Consider the following 16,790-nt stretch of genomic DNA (forward strand, 5'->3'; position numbering starts at 1 on the left):
TAGTACAAATATATTTATTACCTTAATTATTATACAATATATAAGGCTATAAATCAACATTTGAAGCAAGAAAGATAATTATTTTTCTAAAAATTCTTTGTTATTTTTTGTCTTAGATAATTTATCTAAAAATTTTTCTGTCACATCTTCAATGTTGTCTTCATTTAAATTATTTCTAAATTCATAATTAAAGGCAAGTTCTTCCTTAGTCAACAAGAACTCTTCTTTCCTAGTGCCTGATTTTAAAATATCAATTGCTGGAAAAATTCTTTTTTCTGAAAGACTTCTGTTGAGGTGAAGTTCCATATTGCCTGTTCCCTTAAACTCTTCGAAGATTACATCGTCCATCCTTGAACCAGTATCTACAAGAGCAGTGGCAAGGATTGTCAAACTTCCGCCCTCTTCAATGTTTCTTGCTGCGCCAAAAAATCTCTTTGGCTTGTGAAGAGACAATGGATCAAGTCCACCTGAAAGAGTCTTTCCACTTGTAGGAGTAATTAAATTATAGGCACGAGAAAGTCTTGTAAGGGAGTCTAAAAGTATTACTACATCCTCTTTGTTTTCTACTAATCTCTTTGCCCTATCGATTACCATTTCTGCAACTCGAGTGTGGTTTTTAGGATTTTCATCAAAGGTTGAATAGACAACTTCACCCTTGACTGATCTTTTCATGTCAGTAACCTCTTCCGGCCTTTCATCTACAAGAAGAACGATTAAGTGTAGATCAGGATAATTAGTATTTAAAGACTTAGAGATCTTTTTTAATAGAGTTGTCTTTCCTGATTTTGGTTGTGAAACTATGAGTCCCCTTTGACCTAGACCAACTGGTGAGAGTAAATCAATTACTCTCATGGCAATGTCTTCTTCCTCTGTTTCAAGATTTATTTTCTTCTTAGGATAAATTGGTGTCAAGTTATCAAAAAATGGTCTATTTAAAATTTTTGATGGGTGCATGCCATTTACTGATTTAATAAATAGGAGGGCGTTGAAATTTTCTCCATCCTTTGGAGGTGACTTGATTCCAAGAATTTCGTCGCCATTTCTTAGCCTAAATTTTCTAATTTGCGATGGAGATACATAAATGTCTTCTTCGCTTGGAAGATAATTAATTCTTCTCAAAAATCCATAGCCATCTTGATGTAGCTCCAAAATACCCTTGACATAGTCCTTGTCTTCTAAATTTTTTAATGTTTCTTGAGCATTTTCAGAAAGGTCTAATTTCTCTATTTTTTCATTTTCTCTTAGTGAGTTTATTTTTTTAATTAAGTCTTCCTTCTTTAAATTGTAGGATTTTTCTATTCCATAATCCTTTGCAATTTCCCTAAGCTCAGCTACCTTTAATTTGTCTAAAGGCATATCTTTTATTGGCAATTCTCCTCTTATAATATAGTGCTTCAAATCATCAATATGGTAATTATCTGCATCTTTTAAACCCAAGGATTTAGAAATTCTCCTCAAATCATCAATTGATTTATTTTTTAATTCATTGTCATTACTCATAATAAATTATTTAGCGTAGTCTGGTTTTAAGTCAAGGGAATGGATTGATTTAATAAATCTTTGAGTTCCACTTGGAAGTCTTAAAACTAAGGTGTCAGTTTTTGCCTTATTGTCTCCGTAATATTTTACTCCTTCAAGAATTTCTCCTGAAGTGATGCCAGTTACTGAGAAAATAACTTCATTGCCCTTTACTAAATCTTCAATTGTATAAACTTTTTTCAAGTCTGAATCTAAGTCTCTACATCTTTGTTCTTGTTTTTCATCTGTTGGATGAAGTCTTCCTTGGAAATCTCCACCTAAACATTTTAGAGCTGCTGCAGCAATAACACCTTCAGGCGCACCGCCACGACCAATAACAAGGTCCACTCCAGAATCTTCATAACAAGTTTCAATAGCTGTAACTACATCTCCGTCAGATACTTTTTTAACTCTTGCACCAATAGAAATAATTTCATTTATTAAGTCTTCGTGTCTTGGTCTATCAAGAACTGCAACAACTATGTCATCAATATTTTTGTTAAGTGCCTTTGCAACTCTCTTGATATTTTCTGATGGAGTATCATCTAACTTTATAAGTCCCTTAGCCTTAGGTCCGCAAGCAATTTTGTCCATATAAATATCAGGAGCATTTAAAAGGCATCCCTTTGGAGCTACAGCCAAAACAGCAATAGAATTATCCATACCATTGGCAATAGAATTTGTTCCGTCAATTGGGTCAACGGCAATGTCTACTTCTTCTTCCCCATCTTTTGTGCCAATTTTTTCGCCAATGTATAGCATAGGAGCTTCATCAATTTCTCCTTCACCTATTACAACAGTTCCGTCAATATCAACTGTGTCAAACATTCTTCTCATGGCATCCACTGCAGCGCCATCTGCTGCGTTTTTGTCACCCTTTCCAAGCCATTTGCCTGCTGAAAGTGCTGCTGCTTCTGTTACTCTTGCTAAGTTTAATGCTAAATTTCTGTCCATCTTATTTCTCCTTTGTCTTTACATTTTTAAAATCTTCTAAAAATTTTTCTAAACCACTATCTGTCAATTGATGCTTAATCATTTCTTTAAATATTTTATATGGAATTGTTGCAATATCAGCACCAGTTCTTGCAACATCTTCTACATGATTAATGTGTCTTATGCTTGCCGCAATAATTTTAGTTTCATATCCATACTCTTTAAAAATATAGGCAATATCAGCCACAAGATCCATGCCAGATTCACCAATATCGTCTAGTCTTCCCATAAAAGGACTTACGAAAGTAGCTCCAGCATTTGCTGCATGAAGAGCCTGTGAAACTGAAAATACTAAAGTGACATTGGTTCTTATGCCATCTTTACTTAAAATACTTACAGCCTTAAGTCCTTCTTCAATCATGGGAATTTTTATTACAATATTTTTGGAAATTTTAGCAAGTTCTCTCGCCTCTTTAAGCATTCCATCTAAGTCTGTAGAAATAACTTCTGCTGAAATATCTCCATCAACAATATCTGAAATTTCTTTAATTACATCTTCAAAAACTCCACCACTCTTTGCAATTAAACTTGGATTAGTTGTAACTCCAGAAAGCACTCCCCAAGAATTAATTTCGCGTATTTCTTCGATATTTGCTGTGTCAATAAAAAATTTCATCTTTTTTAATCATCCCTTTCAAGTAAACATACTGCTTCTGAGGAAATTCCCTCTCCTCTGCCAATAAAACCAAGTTTTTCAGTTGTTGTCGCCTTTATAGAAATATTTTCTACATCAGTATTTAAAATTTCAGCAATAACCTTTTTCATGTCATCAATATAAGGTGCCAGCTTTGGCTTTTGGCAAGCAATAACTGAGTCTATATTTCCAATTTTATAGTTTTTCCCTTTCATTATTTCATAAACTCTCTTTAAAAGAATTTTTGAATCAATATCCTTGTATTCATTGTCAGTATCCGGAAAATGATGGCCAATGTCACGAAGGGCAAGGGCTCCTAAAATTGAATCCATAATTGCGTGGATAAGCACATCTGCATCTGAATGACCAAGAAGTCCTTTCTCATAGGGGATTTCTATGCCGCCAATAAAAAGTTTCCTATCATCTACCAACTTGTGGACATCATAACCAATTCCTATTCTCATGTCTTCACCTTCTTCACAAGTATATTTGCAATAGATAAATCTTCTCTTGTAGTAATTTTTATATTGTCATAGGAGTTGTAAATTAATTTTACCTTGACTCCAGTTTTTTCAACTAAGGAACAATCATCAGTCCCATAATAACCTTCTGAATAAGCTTGTTCATAGGCTTTTATAAGAATTTCTTTTTTAAAAACTTGTGGAGTTTGAACTTGCCAAAGTCTATTCCTATTTGGCGTATAATCAACTATTTCTCCATCCATGGAGACCTTTATAGTGTCCTTAACAGGATTTGCCAAGACTGTTGCCCCAGTTTCCATTACACTTTCAATGGCTTCGTCAATTTTTTCTACTGAAACAAAGGGCCTTGCACCGTCATGAGTAAGGACTATGTCAGTTTCCTCAGGCATATTTAATAGACCGTTATTTATAGAATCTTGCCTCTCTTTGCCTCCGTAGACAATTTTATAGTTCATGTTGATTTTGTATTTATCAATTATGTCATTTACATAGTGCATGTCGCTTTTCTTTACGATTAAGATCAAAAAGTCAACATACTTAGATTTTTCAATTTTTTTAATAGTATGAGCAAGAATTGGCTTTCCATCAATGGCAAGGAATTGCTTGTTAATTCCCATTTTCATCCTCTTGCCCATGCCTGCTGCTGCAACAAAGGCTGTTACAAAATTATTATTAAACATGGCATCACTCTTCTTCAAGCTGCAAATTATTTACAGCGTATTTTAAAAGTTCACCTGCTATAGGAGCTGCAGCTTGTGACCCAAAATCCTTTACATTTGGAATTACAACTGCAATTGCAACCTTTGGATCATCTGCTGGAGCAAAGCCAACGAACCAGGCGTTGTTTGTTCCTTCTTTTAAGTCTAGTTGTGCAGTACCAGTCTTCCCTGCAACCTTCATGCCAGATACATAGGCTTCTGTACCAGTACCATTGTTGACAACATTTATCATATATTTTGTAATTTGATCTGCATTTTCCTTAGAAGTAACTTCACTTAAAACTGTTGGTGTATTTCTCACAACATTCTTGCCATCAGAAGAATCAATTCTCTTAACTATGTGAGGTTGCATCATTACTCCATCATTAGCAATAGTTGATGCCACCATGCACATTTCCAGAGGCGTAACTAAAAGCGTATCATGACCAATTCCTGCAGCTCCAAGTGCAGTTTTATCAAAGCCACTTCTCTTATAGTCCCAAGTCGAAGTTTCTAGTGGAAGTTCAAATTCAACTTTTTTATTAATCATGTATTTTTCTGCAACTTGTGACATTACATCTATGCCCATGTCTACAGATTTTCTTACGAAGTAAGTGTTTAATGAATTTGTAAATGCCTTTTTAAGGTCAACTCTTCCATAAGTTTTATTTCCGGCATTTTTAAACTCACGACCATTGTCAATTTTTTCCACACCTTCATCTGTATATTTTTGAGAAATTCCAGACTCAAGAATAGCAGTTGTTGTTACTATTTTAAAAACTGAACCAGGTGCAAACTTGCCCTTTGTTGAAGCATTAAAGAGAGCACCATTGTTTGCCTCATTAATAGCTTGCATATCTTTGGCTATGTTTTGAGAATTAAAATCTGGCAAAGACACCATTGAAAGAACCTCTCCAGTTTTTGGATTCATAATGACAACTGAACCTTTTTCAGCTTTTGATGATAAGACAGATCTTGTCTTTTCTTGAAGATCTGTGTCTGTAGTTAAAGTTACATCGTCTCCAGCGTAGGGATCGTAATTTTTATTTATTATCGATTTAAAGGTCTTTAAAATTTTAGAGCCTTCTTTTCCTACAAGATAACTATTTAACTCTTTCTCTAGTCCATACTTGTCGACAATTTTGTCAGAATATCCAATAATATGAGAATAAATAACGGGTTGATTATAAATTCTGTGATAATTATATTTTTCTCCATTGGAATAGGCAAGGACCTCGTGATTTCTATCGTAAATAGTTCCCCTCTTGACAGAATTTTCTCTAAGTTCACTTCTTCTATTGGCTGGATGATTTATAATATCTCCTGCCTTAAAAACTGTGAAATAAGTTAAATAAATTATTGGAGCAACTAATAGCATTATTAAAAAAACAAGTAAAACTAAAATTCTCTTATTGTCTTTACTATTCATTGTCTATTCCCCTATCGTATTTGTATGATAAATCTTCGCTGGTAACCTGAAGTATTCCCAGTAAAATAAAACTAGAGATCATTGAGCTTCCTCCATAGGATATAAAAGGAAGTGTGAGCCCAGTCATTGGTATTAATTTTATTACTCCACCAATATTTAGGAAAGCTTGCACTGTAAATAGGATGGCAACTGCAAGGGCAAGAATTCTGTAAAATAAGTATTCTTGATTTAGTGCAATCTTAATAGCCCTATAAACTAAAAGCATGTAGAGCATGATTATTCCTATTCCAGTAAGTATTCCCATCTCCTCACAAATTGCAGAAAAAATCACATCAGAGTGAGCAAGGGTAATTTGTTTTGGATAGCCAAGTCCAATTCCTTGACCAAAAAATCCACCCTCACTTATGCCAAATAGTGACTGTACAATTTGTCTAGCATCATTCACAACCTTATCAGCTGTCCATGGATTTAGCCATATATCCACTCTTTTCCTAACATGAGAGAATAAAAAGTAACCAACAACTGAACCAATTATCATTAGTCCAATATTGACTAAAATTGAAACCCTATCCTCGTCATAAATATACTGAAGGAGTGTGTAGATAGCTACGAATATAGCAGCAGTTCCCAAGTCTCTTTGAATAAATAAAAAGCCCACAAAAATATATATTACTCCCATCAAGTAATATGAAGTGTACTTATAATTTAATTTTTTAAGTCTATTTTGGAATGTTGTATAAAAAGAAGCTATTAAAAATATAACTAAAATCTTAGTAAATTCTGACAACTGAATTGTAATTCCTTCAGAAATTTCTATCCAGTTTTTAGCACCATATTTATCTGGAGCAAGAATAATTGTTAGTAAGAAAAATAAAATTGAAAGCCCTAAATAAAGACCTGTCATATACTCAAGCCTTCTCATGGCCCTAATTATAAAATAAGTTAAGTAAAAAACTAATATACCTGCTAGTACCCAAATAAGTTGCCTCAATCCAAGTTTTGGCGACAATCTGTATATAGTTATAATTCCTAGACTTAAAAGCATGGAGACTATTAAAAATATATAATTGTCTCCTGAAGATACTTTACCTAGAACTAAATTTGAAATATATACGATTAAAATCAAACCCAAAAATAAAATAACTATGTACTTGTCAACATTGTTATTGTTGTAAGAAAATAACAATAAAATACTTAGAATTTCAAAAATCAAGAGAAGATTTCTAGGTTTTCGTTGTTTTAAAATATTATCTAACACTTTTTCACCTTTTATCTACAAAAATAAATTGAATAAATCCAACTCCAATTTTGTCATTATTTTGAAGTTCAATTAACTCATTAGGATCAATTTTTGCACCATTTAAAAAAGTTCCATTGGCAGACCCAAGGTCCTCAATATAATAAGCCTCACTGTCATCATGAATTTTTAAATGGTTTTTACTTACGAATTTATCTTTTATAACTATGTCATTTCTTGAACTTCTGCCAAGAGTTAAGTCACCATCAATTACATAATACTCCTGCATTTTAAAGTCCAAGGAATCAAGTCTATTCACTACTTTTAAATAAGCATCGTCAAGAGAGTCTCCCCTATTTGTCATGCTTTTTACATCAAGATACATTAATCTTAATATACTAAAAATAAAAAGATAAATTAAGATTATAAAAACATATCTCAACACTTGCGAGATTAACTCAAACATATTGCACCTCTTTTGTCTTAAACTCTATATAATTATATACTCTTTGCTTTTATTTTTCCACATTTTGTTAATTTAGATGAATTGGGGATTTTTCAAATTTTATGTTAAAATTAATTTGGTGATAAAATGATTATATCAAATATAAGTTTTGAAAAGAAAAAATTTCACATTCACTTTGACAGCGGCGAGGAAATTGAAATTTCTGAAGAAACTCTTATTGAGTTTGGACTCTATAAGGGTCAAGAAGTTGAAGATGAAATTATAGATAAATTAAAATTTGAAGATGAAAAGACTGAAGCACTTCTTTTATCCTATAGATTTTTGCAAAGAAATAAGACTGAAAAACAGCTCATTGACTACTTGTATAAAAATAAAATTAGTGGCGAAATTATTGATACTGTTATTCCAATTTTAAATGAGAAAAAATATTTAAATGACGAAGACTATGCAAGGCGCTACTTAAATGATGCCATGAATATAAAAAAATACGGTAAAATAAAGATCATTTATATGCTAAGGTCTAAGGGAATTAAAAATGACATAATAGAAAAAATTATGACTGATTATGACTATGAAACTGAATACCTTAATGCAGAAGACCTTCTCAGCAAAAAGTTAGATGCTGAGGAAAAGGACCCTAAAAAAATAAATTCTGCAAAAAAATATTTGCAGGGTCGGGGCTTTGAATTTGAGATTATAAATTTTGCAGTTGATGAGTTTTTAGGGGGAGACTTAAATGTCTAGCTTCGTATATATTTTAAAGTGTGGAGACGACAGCTTCTACACTGGCTACACCAATGACTTAGACAAGAGACTTAAGTCTCACAATAAGGGCATTGCATCAAAGTATACTGCCTCAAGACTCCCCCTTGTAATGGTCTTTAGTGAAAAGTGCAAGGATAAATCCGACGCCCTAAAAAAAGAATATTTTATAAAAACTTTAAGCCGCAAAGATAAAATTAAGTTAATTGAAAAAAATTTATCCCTTCAAGACTTGTATGATGAATATCTTTTAAAAAAGACTGAAAAATAAAAACTGACTCTAATTTTTTTATAGAGTCAGTTTTTTTTACTTTATTTTATACATTTCCGTTAAAAAATTATCTTCTTTTTCTATAAAGTCTCTTTGGCATAATTCATCTAACTTATTTTTTAAGTCGTCGTAGGATAAATTTTCTCCAGATTTTTTATTGTAATTCATTAAAACCACACTTAAATTTGAAGCATCAATTGGAAGTAAATCCTTTATGTCCATAAAAAACTTTTCATATTCTTCATTTTCATGGCCTTCAAGTTCATCAAAAGGATTTTCTGTGTGAGGAGAAACTGTATTTGCCGCCCTAATTCTTACAAAGGATGTGCGACCTTTTTTTGCTGATGAAATAAATACATCTCCTGAACTCAAATAAGGAAGTCTCTTGGTCTCATCTGAGGAAAGGTCTGTTTCTTCTTTTATTGTGTCAATGTCAGATGCCCTTACAGTTCTAAAAATTAATTTTGTGTTTAGCTGAGCTGTAATTGTTTCATCTAAAAGCGTAGGTCTTTGCGTTGCAAGAATTAAAAATACTCCATACTTTCTTCCCTCTTGAGAAATTTCACGCAAAATACTTTTTGATGGAGTGTCAAAACCTTTTGGCGCAAAATTGTGGGCTTCGTCAGTAATTATTACAAAAGGTGGGAAATAGTCTACCTTTGCATTGTTTCTGTAAAGTTCGTCCCTATATTCCTTCCTTAGATAATATAATTTCGCCAAAAGATAAGTTGAAAATACATTTATCATTCTAGTTGAGCCTTGAAGGACAACTAACTTTCTTCTCTTTAAGAGGTCTACAAGCTCATCTATATTGTGGGAGAAAATTCCCTCGTTTTGAAGATTAATAAGCCTCCACAAAACTCCACGCACACTCATTGAATTACAAGTCTTGTCATATCTTTCATAAATATCAAGAACTTCTTCTAGCCTATTCTTTTTATTTATGTCTGGCTCTGCAGCAATTTCTGCAATTATTTTATCTCTTGAGCCAATCTCTTGCCCTTCCAAAAGCATGTCTAGTTTATTTTTAAAGGACTCATAGCTTGAGCCCTTGGCTAACATAACATCAATAACATTTTTCATAGAATCTGTTAAAGGTGATGCTGCATTTAAAAGATTTTTTAAGTCTCTTTTTTGTAGTTCTTGAAATTTTATTCCTGTGTGGAGACCAATCTCAAGACACTTGAACTTGTCAGAATAATTTTTGTCAGAAATTTCTGAATTGCTTGAAAAATCCATTTCATAATGAGGGTCCATTACTATGGCAGGCACGCCCATTTCCATCAATTCTTCTAGGACAACTCTTAAGCCAAAGGACTTACCAGAACCTGATCCTCCAAAGACTCCTATGTGTGGGTATTGGTGCATGGATTTGTAGTCAAATAGATAAGGAAGTTCCCTTTGCTTTAAGTATTCATTGTTTTCGAAGGTGCTGAAGAGATTTTTATAAATATCATCCATGCCCTTTGCAATGTTGTCAGTGTTTTTTATGGATCCGAGAATCAATGAATTATTTGGCTTAGTGTCTATTAACAAATTTTTAATTTCATTAAATTCTGGTGCCCTCAAGTCACTTCCAGTTAGAGGTGGATAAAGTAACTCCTCAAAAAATCTTAGTTTTGCAACATAAACTGTTTCATCTCCAACATCATAACCCATAGAACCTAGAGAAGTTAAAACATCACTGTCAATAAAATCTCCGCCAATATCAAGAGGAATAAATCTGTTAAAAGTCTTTGAATCTACAACTTCCCCAATAATATCTCCTTGAACTGGATCTTCAACTATTAAAAATTCATTGTTTCGAAAGTTTTTCTCCTTTGAACCAATATATACTTCTCTTGTAGTAGTAACTCCAAGTACTTTCATTTTTCCTCCTATAAAGTTCTTTTATCTCTTTCAGAAATAAAAAATCTTTCATAAACATCTCTATCTAAATATTCTTCTAAAAGCATTTTTAAAATATCATCTGTAATTTTTACATCCTTGTCCACTATATCAAGCCAAAGGGGCACTCCCCTTGATGACATGGGTGTAAGCGTGTAAATCAAATTGCAAATTTCTTCAAGGTAATTCTCTTGCGTATCTAAAATATCAACTCCAACAGCTCCTGGAAACTTTGAAGTTCTCATAAAGGCAGATGAAAATCCCTCGCCCATTCCATCCTTGATGAATTTTTTATTTATTTCATTTTTAATTAAAATAGCTTCACCGGTCTTTAATCTGTTAAATAAAATTTCTCTGTCGTAAATGGATTCGTCAATTTCAAGACTTCTTGATATGACGTTCGTCTTGATGTCTTTAATAACGCCAAAGAGAATTATATTTTTTTTCTCACATTTGTCACGAAGCTCCTTAAATAAATCAAGGCAGTTGATTTTATATCTTATGAAACCACCGTCCATCATCAAATAATCAAAATCGTATTTGTCAATGTATTCTAAAGCCGTTTCAATTTCAATAGTCGCCAAAAGTTTTTGTGAAAGATTTTGCTCATCAAAGAGTGAATTTAGTGTGGGCGTGTATACCTTGGTCTTGTAAACTTCATTGCCATCTGTTGACTTGGCAAGGCCTTGAAAAATTTCTATAAAGTGAGGAAAGGCTCCGCCAGATCTGTTGTTGGACCCGTCAACTCCAACTGTCCTCTTGTATTTTGAAATTTCTTTCTTGTGAAATTTCTCCATTTTTATAATTTTTCCAACTTGGCTATTTATTTGATTCCTAAAATCTTCATTGTTTAATTTAAATACAAAGTCGTACTTGTCCCTTAAATTTAAATTTACATCTTTTATTTGTCCTTCAAGTTCATTTAAATTTATCATAAATCCAAACTCTCCTTGTAAACATCATTCTTTGGAATATTATATTTTTTTGAAACTTCCTTAACAGCTTGAGATTTTTTCATTCCCTTTTTTAATTCTTCTTGCAAAAGTTCTCTTATGTCATAGTTCTCTTCCTCAGAATTTCCCTCTAAGCAAATTACAAATTCGCCCTTTTCTGTTATATCTTTTTCAAGTATTTCTGATGTAGTAGACCTAATAGTCTCCTCAAAAACCTTAGTGATTTCTCTTGATATGGAAATTTTTCTCTCGCCAAAAACTTCGCAGACATCCTTTAAAAAATCCTTGATCCTATGAGGTGCCTCGTAAAAAATTAAAGTAAATTTTAAGTCCTTTAAGGCTTCAAATTCCTTCTTCCTTGCAGAAGATTTATTTGATGTAAAGCCATAGAAAAGAAAATGGTCTGTGTCAAGCCCAGATAAAACTAGGGCTGTTAATGCTGCATTGGCACCAGGCAAAACTCTAAAATCAATGTCTTCTTCGATTAATTTCTTTACGAGAACAGCACCAGGGTCAGATATGCCAGGCATTCCTGCGTCAGTTACTAGGGCAAGATCCTTGTCCTTTATGTTTTTAATAATTTTTTCAGACATTTCAGCTTCATTAAACTTGTGATAAGTTCTAAGCTCTGCCTTTATGTCGTAGTGATTTAAAAGTTTTACTGTAACTCTTGTGTCTTCAGCAAAAATTATATCAACTGACTTTAAAATTTCAATTGTCCTTAGGGTTATGTCGCCTAAATTCCCTATAGGTGTTGGGCAAAAATAAATCACAGTATCACCTCGTTTCTATAAACTCTTTTCATCTCATCTGTATAATCTAAACCATCTCTTATGTAAAAATCCCTAAAATCATTTCCAAAATTCGCCTGCTTTTTTGCAACAATTATAGATGACTTTGCCTTTTTATTTTTATTTCCATGAATGTTAATAATATTTTTAACTTTTAGCCCATTCTTATTTATCTTATAAATCACTTCTGCCAGTCTATAAGTAGGATAAATTATATAAAGACTACCAGAATTTTTGAGAAGATAATTTACTATGTAAAGGCTTTTTTCTATATCAAAAAAATGCTTGGCTTGGCTTGTTTCAAACTTCATATTTTCATAATCATAGTAAGGCGGATTAAAAACCACTGCGTCAAAATAATTTGTAGCATAATAATTTTTTAAGTTAAAAATATCTTCTTCAAATAAATTTATTTTGTCTTCTAATTTATTTAAAAAAATAGATTTTTTAAAAGCTTCCAAGACATTTTTATTTTTATCTACTGCGTGAACTTCACTGAATCTAGGACAAATTCTTAGAGATAAAATTCCATTGCCACAGCCAAGGTCTATGGCTCTTTGTCCAGCTTTTACAAAGGAAGACAAGATCAAAGCATCGCTTGTGTATTTAAACTCATCTTCATCTTGAAAAATTATAAAATTTGTACCTGGAACCTGGTCCCTTTTCATATCTCACCCTTTAAAACCTTTAAAGCTTCCTTATATTTTTTATCTGCCTTTGCCTTTAATTCCTCTGTAGTGACACCATCAAGCCTACCACCTGGCATTAGGTCTTCTAACTTTACTAAATCATAATTTAATTTTCCATTAGCATAATATCTTTTGACATAGGTTGGATAAACTCCGTATTCCTTTAATTTTGTTTCTCCACTAATATTATCCTTCTCAATAACTAATTTGATTATGGCACCAGTGTCTACACCAGATTTTTTTAAATTTTCAACTCTTTGGTTTGAAAGAGCATTGCCCATGGAATAAATTGTAAAATATTTTTTATCATTTTTATCTTCAACTTCATATCTCTGAAGCACATGAGGATGAGAACCCAATATAATATCTGCACCAGATTCTTGCAACATTTCCTTTAAAAAAATCTGCCTTTCATTTGGCACTAGTTGATACTCATTTCCCCAATGTGGATAGACAATTACAATGTCAGAATTGTCCTTTAAGTTTTGAATGTCAGACTTCACATCTTGAGCAAAGGTATTAACTGAATACTCCTTACCTCTCATCAAGGAGTCCATACCATTTAAAGTGTCTGTAAAGGAAATAAGTCCAATTTTTATTCCATTTTTTTCAATAATTATTCCCTTGTCACCATCTTTTGCAAGAGTGCCAAAATTTTTCATGCCACTTTCTCTTATGTGGAAGATAGTTTCTCCTATGCCATCAAGTCCTGTGTCAAGGGCGTGATTGTTTGCAGTCGAAAGTGCATCAAAGCCGGCATTTTTTAGGGAATAAATTGTTTCCTTTGGAAAATTAAAAAGTGGAAATCCCGATAATTTTCTATTTGAATTTACAGAGCCTTCAAAGTTTGCAAGGGCAAGGTCTGCTTCATTGATGTCAGCAGAAATATTGGCAAAAATTGGCGTGAAGTCGTAAGTATCATTAGTTCTATAATTTTTTACAATAGGTTGATGAAAAATCATATCCCCCATGGCAAGAATTTTTACTTCTGACTTGTCTTCCTTTTTACTTTCTTCAGTTTTTAAATTTTTAGATTCTCCTATTTTATTTTCATTATTGCTAAAATCAAAATTCATAGTATAGGAAAGATAAAGTCCCAGTGTCAAAATAAAAATTACAGTAATAATGAAAATATTTTTTATGTTTTTCAATCTTCACCTCTGCTAAATTCGCAACCACAATAATCTTGTCTATACATCTTAAACTTATCAGTTAACTCAACTGACCTCTTAAAACCATTTTTCTTTTTAAAATCTGAAAATAAATAGTTAACCTTATATTTTTCTGAAAGAAATTTACCTAATCGATTTAAAATTTGTGAATCCTTGTGGGGTGAAATGGAAAGAGTTGTTGTGAAGTAGTCGTAATTATTTTCTGCCGCATATTTTGCCGTTTCCTCAAGTCTTTGCCTATAACATCTAAAGCATCTGGCTCCGCCCTCTTCATATTTTTCAAAGCCCTTGATGTAAGATAAAAATTCTTGGTGCTTGTATTTTATAACTTTCACATCAATTTTATCATCAAGTCCCAAGTCTTCTACAAGCTTAATTTGCTCATCAGACCTTCTATAAAACTCATCTGCACTGTCTATGTTAGGATTGTAATAAAAGACATCAATGTCAAAATAACCCTCTATTCTCTCCAAGACAGCAGAGGAGCAGGGACCACAGCAAGAGTGCAAAAGAAGTTTAGGCTTATCTTCCCCACTAATATTTTTTATAACTTTTTCCATTTCCAAATTGTAATTAATTTTATTCAAAATATCACCTAAAAAATTAGACTAGTTGCCTAGTCCAAATTATTTTATATTCTTTTGTTCCCTCTTAGCTATAAGTCTAATTGCAATCCCAAAAATTATTATGCCAAGGCTGACAAGTTGAGATACTCTAAAGTCACCAATATAAAGTGAATCTGTTCTCATTCCTTCAATGAAAAATCTTGCTATTCCATAGACTATAGTGTAAACAGAAATAAGTTGACCCTCAAATTTTTGTCTTTTTGAAAGATAAAAGTACAAAAACAAGAAAATTGAAAAATTCACTATTGATTCGTAAAAAAATGTTGGATGAACCCTCTGTCCATCAACTAAAATTGCCCAAGGTACATTTGTTACGCCACCGTGAGCTTCCCCATTAATATAATTTCCCCACCTGCCAATTGCTTGTGCAAGGGCAAGACCTGGTGCAACACAGTCAAGTAGTGTCAAGCAGTTTACTTTTTTTCGCTTGCAGAAAAAATAAATAGTAAGTCCACCAGCTATGATACCTCCATAAATGGCAAGTCCGCCATTTCTTATGGCAAAAATTTCATCTAAGTGCTGACTATAATAATCCCATTCAAAAATTACATAGTAAAGCCTTGCACCAAGAACTCCGATTAAAACTGCGAAGAGTGAAACATCTGTGGAAATATCTTTATAAAGACCCCCTGTATAATTTTTCTTCTCTGCCATTTTTTCTGTGATAAAAATAGCTAAAAAGACTCCAAGGGCTATTAAAATTCCGTACCACTTTACTTCTATTCCAAAAATTGTAAAGGCAACGGGATTTATTCTCATAATGATTTGCTCTCCTTATAAATTGCAAGACCAGCTGAGACACCAAGTCTGTCTGCTCCATTATTTACCATTTCCATTGCTTTTTTATAGTCTCTAATTCCGCCACTAGCCTTTACTTTAACCCTGTCAGAAACAGATTCCTTCATGAGTTTAACATCTTCTGCATCTGCGCCTGAAGTTGAAAAACCAGTTGAAGTCTTTACAAAATCAGCGCCAGCTTTATCAGCAAGTTGGCAGGCTTTTTTTATTTCATCCTTAGTTAAAAGGCAGTTTTCTAAAATTACTTTCAATATTGCGCCCTTGTCATGACAAATTTTTGCAAGCTCAGCAATTTCATTTTCAACTTCATCAAATTTCTTTGATTTCATGTAGCCAATGTTAATGACCATGTCAATTTCGTCTGCCCCATTATCAAGAGCATTTTTTGTTTCAAAAACTTTAGTTTCAAGAGTATTTGCCCCTAAAGGAAAACCAATAACAGTGCAGACTTTTACGCCATTATCCTTTAACATTTCAGCACATTTTTTAACCCAAGTTGGATTTACACAAACTGAAAAGAAATTATATTCTATTGCTTCTTTAACAAGTTTTTCAATTTGCTCTTCACTTGCTTCAGGCTTTAAAAGTGTATGATCGATAATTCTATTAATTTCCATTAATCTCTCTCCCAAGAAGTGTAGACATCAGTTACATCGTCATTGTCTTCCAAGGCATCAATTAACTTATCCATGTTTTTAATATCATCTTCATCAGTAAGCTCAGTTGTAGTTTGTGGAATGAAAGTTATTTCAGATTCAATAAAAGAATGTCCAGCATCTTCTAAAACTTTCCTTACTTCAATATAATCTTCTGGAGCAGTTACAATTTCAAAGGCTTCTCCCCTATCGATTACATCTTCAGCTCCTGCATCAATGGCAGTAAGAGTAAATTCATCTTCGTCAAGTCCTTCCTTTAGAACTCCAAGAGAACCCTTTTTGTCAAACATAAAAGAAACACAACCAGGTTGTCCAAGATTTCCAGCATACTTGTCAAATAGATGTCTTACATCTGGTGCAGTTCTATTTCTATTGTCTGTCAAACAATTTACCATTACAGCAACTCCACCTGGGCCATAACCTTCATAAACAATTTCTTCAAAGTTATCGTCATTATCTCCGCCACCAGCTTTTGCAATTGCCCTATCAATATTGTCGTTAGGCATATTTTCAGCCTTAGCCTTATCAATGGCAACCTTAAGAGATGGATTGTAATCTGGATCAAGTCCACCTTCCTTAGCAGCAACAGTTATTTGTCTAGCAAGTTTAGTAAAAATCTTGCCCTTCTTTGCGTCTTCCTTACCTTTTTTATTTTTAATATTATTCCATTTAGAATGTCCTGACATTTAATCACCTTTCTATATAAATCGCTATTTTTAGCATATTGA

General features: G+C 32.8%; 19 protein-coding genes. 2 read left to right on the forward strand and 17 right to left on the reverse strand.

Annotated features, from left to right (window positions below; genetic code table 11):
- Positions 1–78 precede the first annotated feature (78 nt).
- The 8 genes from rho to WMO19_RS01290 are packed head-to-tail and all read right to left on the reverse strand — an operon-like array spanning position 79 to position 7,457.
- Positions 79–1,500 (reverse strand): transcription termination factor Rho, encoded by a 1,422-nt coding sequence (gene rho, locus WMO19_RS01255; protein ID WP_349169882.1) that lies wholly within the window; start codon positions 1,498–1,500, stop codon positions 79–81.
- Between the two features lie 6 nt (positions 1,501–1,506).
- Entirely contained in the window at positions 1,507–2,472 is a 966-nt protein-coding gene (gene glpX, locus WMO19_RS01260) for a class II fructose-bisphosphatase (protein ID WP_316719106.1), read from the reverse strand.
- A 1-nt stretch (position 2,473) separates the two neighbouring features.
- A complete protein-coding gene (gene fsa / locus WMO19_RS01265; protein ID WP_349169883.1) occupies positions 2,474–3,127 on the reverse strand; it encodes a fructose-6-phosphate aldolase in 654 nt (217 codons plus the stop codon).
- 5 nt (positions 3,128–3,132) lie between these two features.
- Entirely contained in the window at positions 3,133–3,609 is a 477-nt protein-coding gene (gene ispF, locus WMO19_RS01270) for a 2-C-methyl-D-erythritol 2,4-cyclodiphosphate synthase (protein ID WP_349169884.1), read from the reverse strand.
- The gene (gene ispD, locus WMO19_RS01275) at positions 3,606–4,307 is read right to left on the reverse strand and encodes a 2-C-methyl-D-erythritol 4-phosphate cytidylyltransferase (RefSeq protein ID WP_070610815.1); all 702 of its coding nucleotides are present in this window, start codon (positions 4,305–4,307) and stop codon (positions 3,606–3,608) included. Before ispD ends, ispF begins: the two co-directional genes overlap by 4 nt.
- 4 nt (positions 4,308–4,311) lie before the next feature.
- Positions 4,312–5,754, reverse strand: a complete 1,443-nt coding sequence (locus tag WMO19_RS01280; RefSeq protein ID WP_349169885.1) for a peptidoglycan D,D-transpeptidase FtsI family protein — start codon at positions 5,752–5,754, stop codon at positions 4,312–4,314.
- Positions 5,747–7,012 (reverse strand): FtsW/RodA/SpoVE family cell cycle protein, encoded by a 1,266-nt coding sequence (locus WMO19_RS01285; RefSeq protein ID WP_349169886.1) that lies wholly within the window; start codon positions 7,010–7,012, stop codon positions 5,747–5,749. The genes WMO19_RS01280 and WMO19_RS01285 overlap by 8 nt, the downstream gene beginning before the upstream one ends.
- A 4-nt stretch (positions 7,013–7,016) precedes the next feature.
- The gene (locus tag WMO19_RS01290; RefSeq protein WP_019124391.1) at positions 7,017–7,457 is read right to left on the reverse strand and encodes an FHA domain-containing protein; all 441 of its coding nucleotides are present in this window, start codon (positions 7,455–7,457) and stop codon (positions 7,017–7,019) included.
- A 126-nt stretch (positions 7,458–7,583) separates the two neighbouring features.
- Here WMO19_RS01290 and WMO19_RS01295 point away from each other — a divergent pair, with 126 nt between their 5' ends.
- Positions 7,584–8,201 (forward strand): regulatory protein RecX, encoded by a 618-nt coding sequence (locus WMO19_RS01295; RefSeq protein WP_349169887.1) that lies wholly within the window; start codon positions 7,584–7,586, stop codon positions 8,199–8,201.
- Entirely contained in the window at positions 8,194–8,490 is a 297-nt protein-coding gene (locus WMO19_RS01300; RefSeq protein WP_349169888.1) for a GIY-YIG nuclease family protein, read from the forward strand. The genes WMO19_RS01295 and WMO19_RS01300 overlap by 8 nt, the downstream gene beginning before the upstream one ends.
- A 36-nt stretch (positions 8,491–8,526) precedes the next feature.
- Here WMO19_RS01300 and WMO19_RS01305 read toward each other — a convergent pair whose 3' ends face one another.
- Genes WMO19_RS01305 through WMO19_RS01345 form a run of 9 tightly spaced genes read right to left on the reverse strand, consistent with a single transcriptional unit; the run spans position 8,527 to position 16,748 of the window.
- Positions 8,527–10,359: an ATP-binding protein gene (locus tag WMO19_RS01305; RefSeq protein ID WP_349169889.1), complete on the reverse strand. Its 1,833-nt coding sequence runs from the start codon at positions 10,357–10,359 to the stop codon at positions 8,527–8,529.
- Positions 10,360–10,367: 8 nt separating this feature from the next.
- Positions 10,368–11,312, reverse strand: coding sequence for a DNA double-strand break repair nuclease NurA (locus tag WMO19_RS01310; RefSeq protein ID WP_349169890.1), 945 nt, complete (start codon positions 11,310–11,312; stop codon positions 10,368–10,370).
- Positions 11,309–12,103: a 16S rRNA (cytidine(1402)-2'-O)-methyltransferase gene (gene rsmI, locus WMO19_RS01315; protein WP_349169891.1), complete on the reverse strand. Its 795-nt coding sequence runs from the start codon at positions 12,101–12,103 to the stop codon at positions 11,309–11,311. Before rsmI ends, WMO19_RS01310 begins: the two co-directional genes overlap by 4 nt.
- Positions 12,100–12,789 (reverse strand): tRNA1(Val) (adenine(37)-N6)-methyltransferase, encoded by a 690-nt coding sequence (locus WMO19_RS01320; protein WP_349169892.1) that lies wholly within the window; start codon positions 12,787–12,789, stop codon positions 12,100–12,102. The genes rsmI and WMO19_RS01320 overlap by 4 nt, the downstream gene beginning before the upstream one ends.
- Positions 12,786–13,961: a CapA family protein gene (locus tag WMO19_RS01325; protein WP_349169893.1), complete on the reverse strand. Its 1,176-nt coding sequence runs from the start codon at positions 13,959–13,961 to the stop codon at positions 12,786–12,788. Before WMO19_RS01325 ends, WMO19_RS01320 begins: the two co-directional genes overlap by 4 nt.
- Positions 13,958–14,569 carry an epoxyqueuosine reductase QueH gene (locus tag WMO19_RS01330; RefSeq protein ID WP_349169894.1) on the reverse strand — a complete coding sequence of 204 codons (612 nt, stop codon included), beginning with the start codon at positions 14,567–14,569 and terminating at the stop codon, positions 13,958–13,960. The genes WMO19_RS01325 and WMO19_RS01330 overlap by 4 nt, the downstream gene beginning before the upstream one ends.
- A 39-nt stretch (positions 14,570–14,608) precedes the next feature.
- Positions 14,609–15,367 (reverse strand): prolipoprotein diacylglyceryl transferase, encoded by a 759-nt coding sequence (gene lgt, locus WMO19_RS01335; protein ID WP_349169895.1) that lies wholly within the window; start codon positions 15,365–15,367, stop codon positions 14,609–14,611.
- Positions 15,364–16,023 carry a deoxyribose-phosphate aldolase gene (gene deoC, locus WMO19_RS01340; RefSeq protein WP_349169896.1) on the reverse strand — a complete coding sequence of 220 codons (660 nt, stop codon included), beginning with the start codon at positions 16,021–16,023 and terminating at the stop codon, positions 15,364–15,366. The genes lgt and deoC overlap by 4 nt, the downstream gene beginning before the upstream one ends.
- Positions 16,023–16,748 (reverse strand): YebC/PmpR family DNA-binding transcriptional regulator, encoded by a 726-nt coding sequence (locus WMO19_RS01345; protein WP_316719090.1) that lies wholly within the window; start codon positions 16,746–16,748, stop codon positions 16,023–16,025. The genes deoC and WMO19_RS01345 overlap by 1 nt, the downstream gene beginning before the upstream one ends.
- Positions 16,749–16,790: the final 42 nt, after the last annotated feature.

Origin of the sequence: Peptoniphilus hominis (ex Hitch et al. 2025) (genome assembly GCF_040096015.1) — a bacterium.
In the GTDB taxonomy this organism is placed as follows: Bacteria; Bacillota; Clostridia; order Tissierellales; family Peptoniphilaceae; genus Peptoniphilus_A; species Peptoniphilus_A hominis.

Excerpts from the sequence above, each read along its gene's own strand:
- WMO19_RS01310 (WP_349169890.1), bottom strand. The coding sequence starts at position 11,312 with ATGATAAATTTAAATGAACTTGAAGGACAAATAAAAGATGTAAATTTA.
- lgt (WP_349169895.1), bottom strand. The coding sequence starts at position 15,367 with ATGAGAATAAATCCCGTTGCCTTTACAATTTTTGGAATAGAAGTAAAG.
- WMO19_RS01300 (WP_349169888.1), top strand. The coding sequence starts at position 8,194 with ATGTCTAGCTTCGTATATATTTTAAAGTGTGGAGACGACAGCTTCTAC.
- WMO19_RS01290 (WP_019124391.1), bottom strand. The coding sequence starts at position 7,457 with ATGTTTGAGTTAATCTCGCAAGTGTTGAGATATGTTTTTATAATCTTA.
- rho (WP_349169882.1), bottom strand. The coding sequence starts at position 1,500 with ATGAGTAATGACAATGAATTAAAAAATAAATCAATTGATGATTTGAGG.
- WMO19_RS01345 (WP_316719090.1), bottom strand. The coding sequence starts at position 16,748 with ATGTCAGGACATTCTAAATGGAATAATATTAAAAATAAAAAAGGTAAG.
- ispF (WP_349169884.1), bottom strand. The coding sequence starts at position 3,609 with ATGAGAATAGGAATTGGTTATGATGTCCACAAGTTGGTAGATGATAGG.
- deoC (WP_349169896.1), bottom strand. The coding sequence starts at position 16,023 with ATGGAAATTAATAGAATTATCGATCATACACTTTTAAAGCCTGAAGCA.
- ispD (WP_070610815.1), bottom strand. The coding sequence starts at position 4,307 with ATGTTTAATAATAATTTTGTAACAGCCTTTGTTGCAGCAGCAGGCATG.
- WMO19_RS01305 (WP_349169889.1), bottom strand. The coding sequence starts at position 10,359 with ATGAAAGTACTTGGAGTTACTACTACAAGAGAAGTATATATTGGTTCA.
- WMO19_RS01320 (WP_349169892.1), bottom strand. The coding sequence starts at position 12,789 with ATGAAAAGGGACCAGGTTCCAGGTACAAATTTTATAATTTTTCAAGAT.
- WMO19_RS01280 (WP_349169885.1), bottom strand. The coding sequence starts at position 5,754 with ATGAATAGTAAAGACAATAAGAGAATTTTAGTTTTACTTGTTTTTTTA.
- fsa (WP_349169883.1), bottom strand. The coding sequence starts at position 3,127 with ATGAAATTTTTTATTGACACAGCAAATATCGAAGAAATACGCGAAATT.
- glpX (WP_316719106.1), bottom strand. The coding sequence starts at position 2,472 with ATGGACAGAAATTTAGCATTAAACTTAGCAAGAGTAACAGAAGCAGCA.
- WMO19_RS01295 (WP_349169887.1), top strand. The coding sequence starts at position 7,584 with ATGATTATATCAAATATAAGTTTTGAAAAGAAAAAATTTCACATTCAC.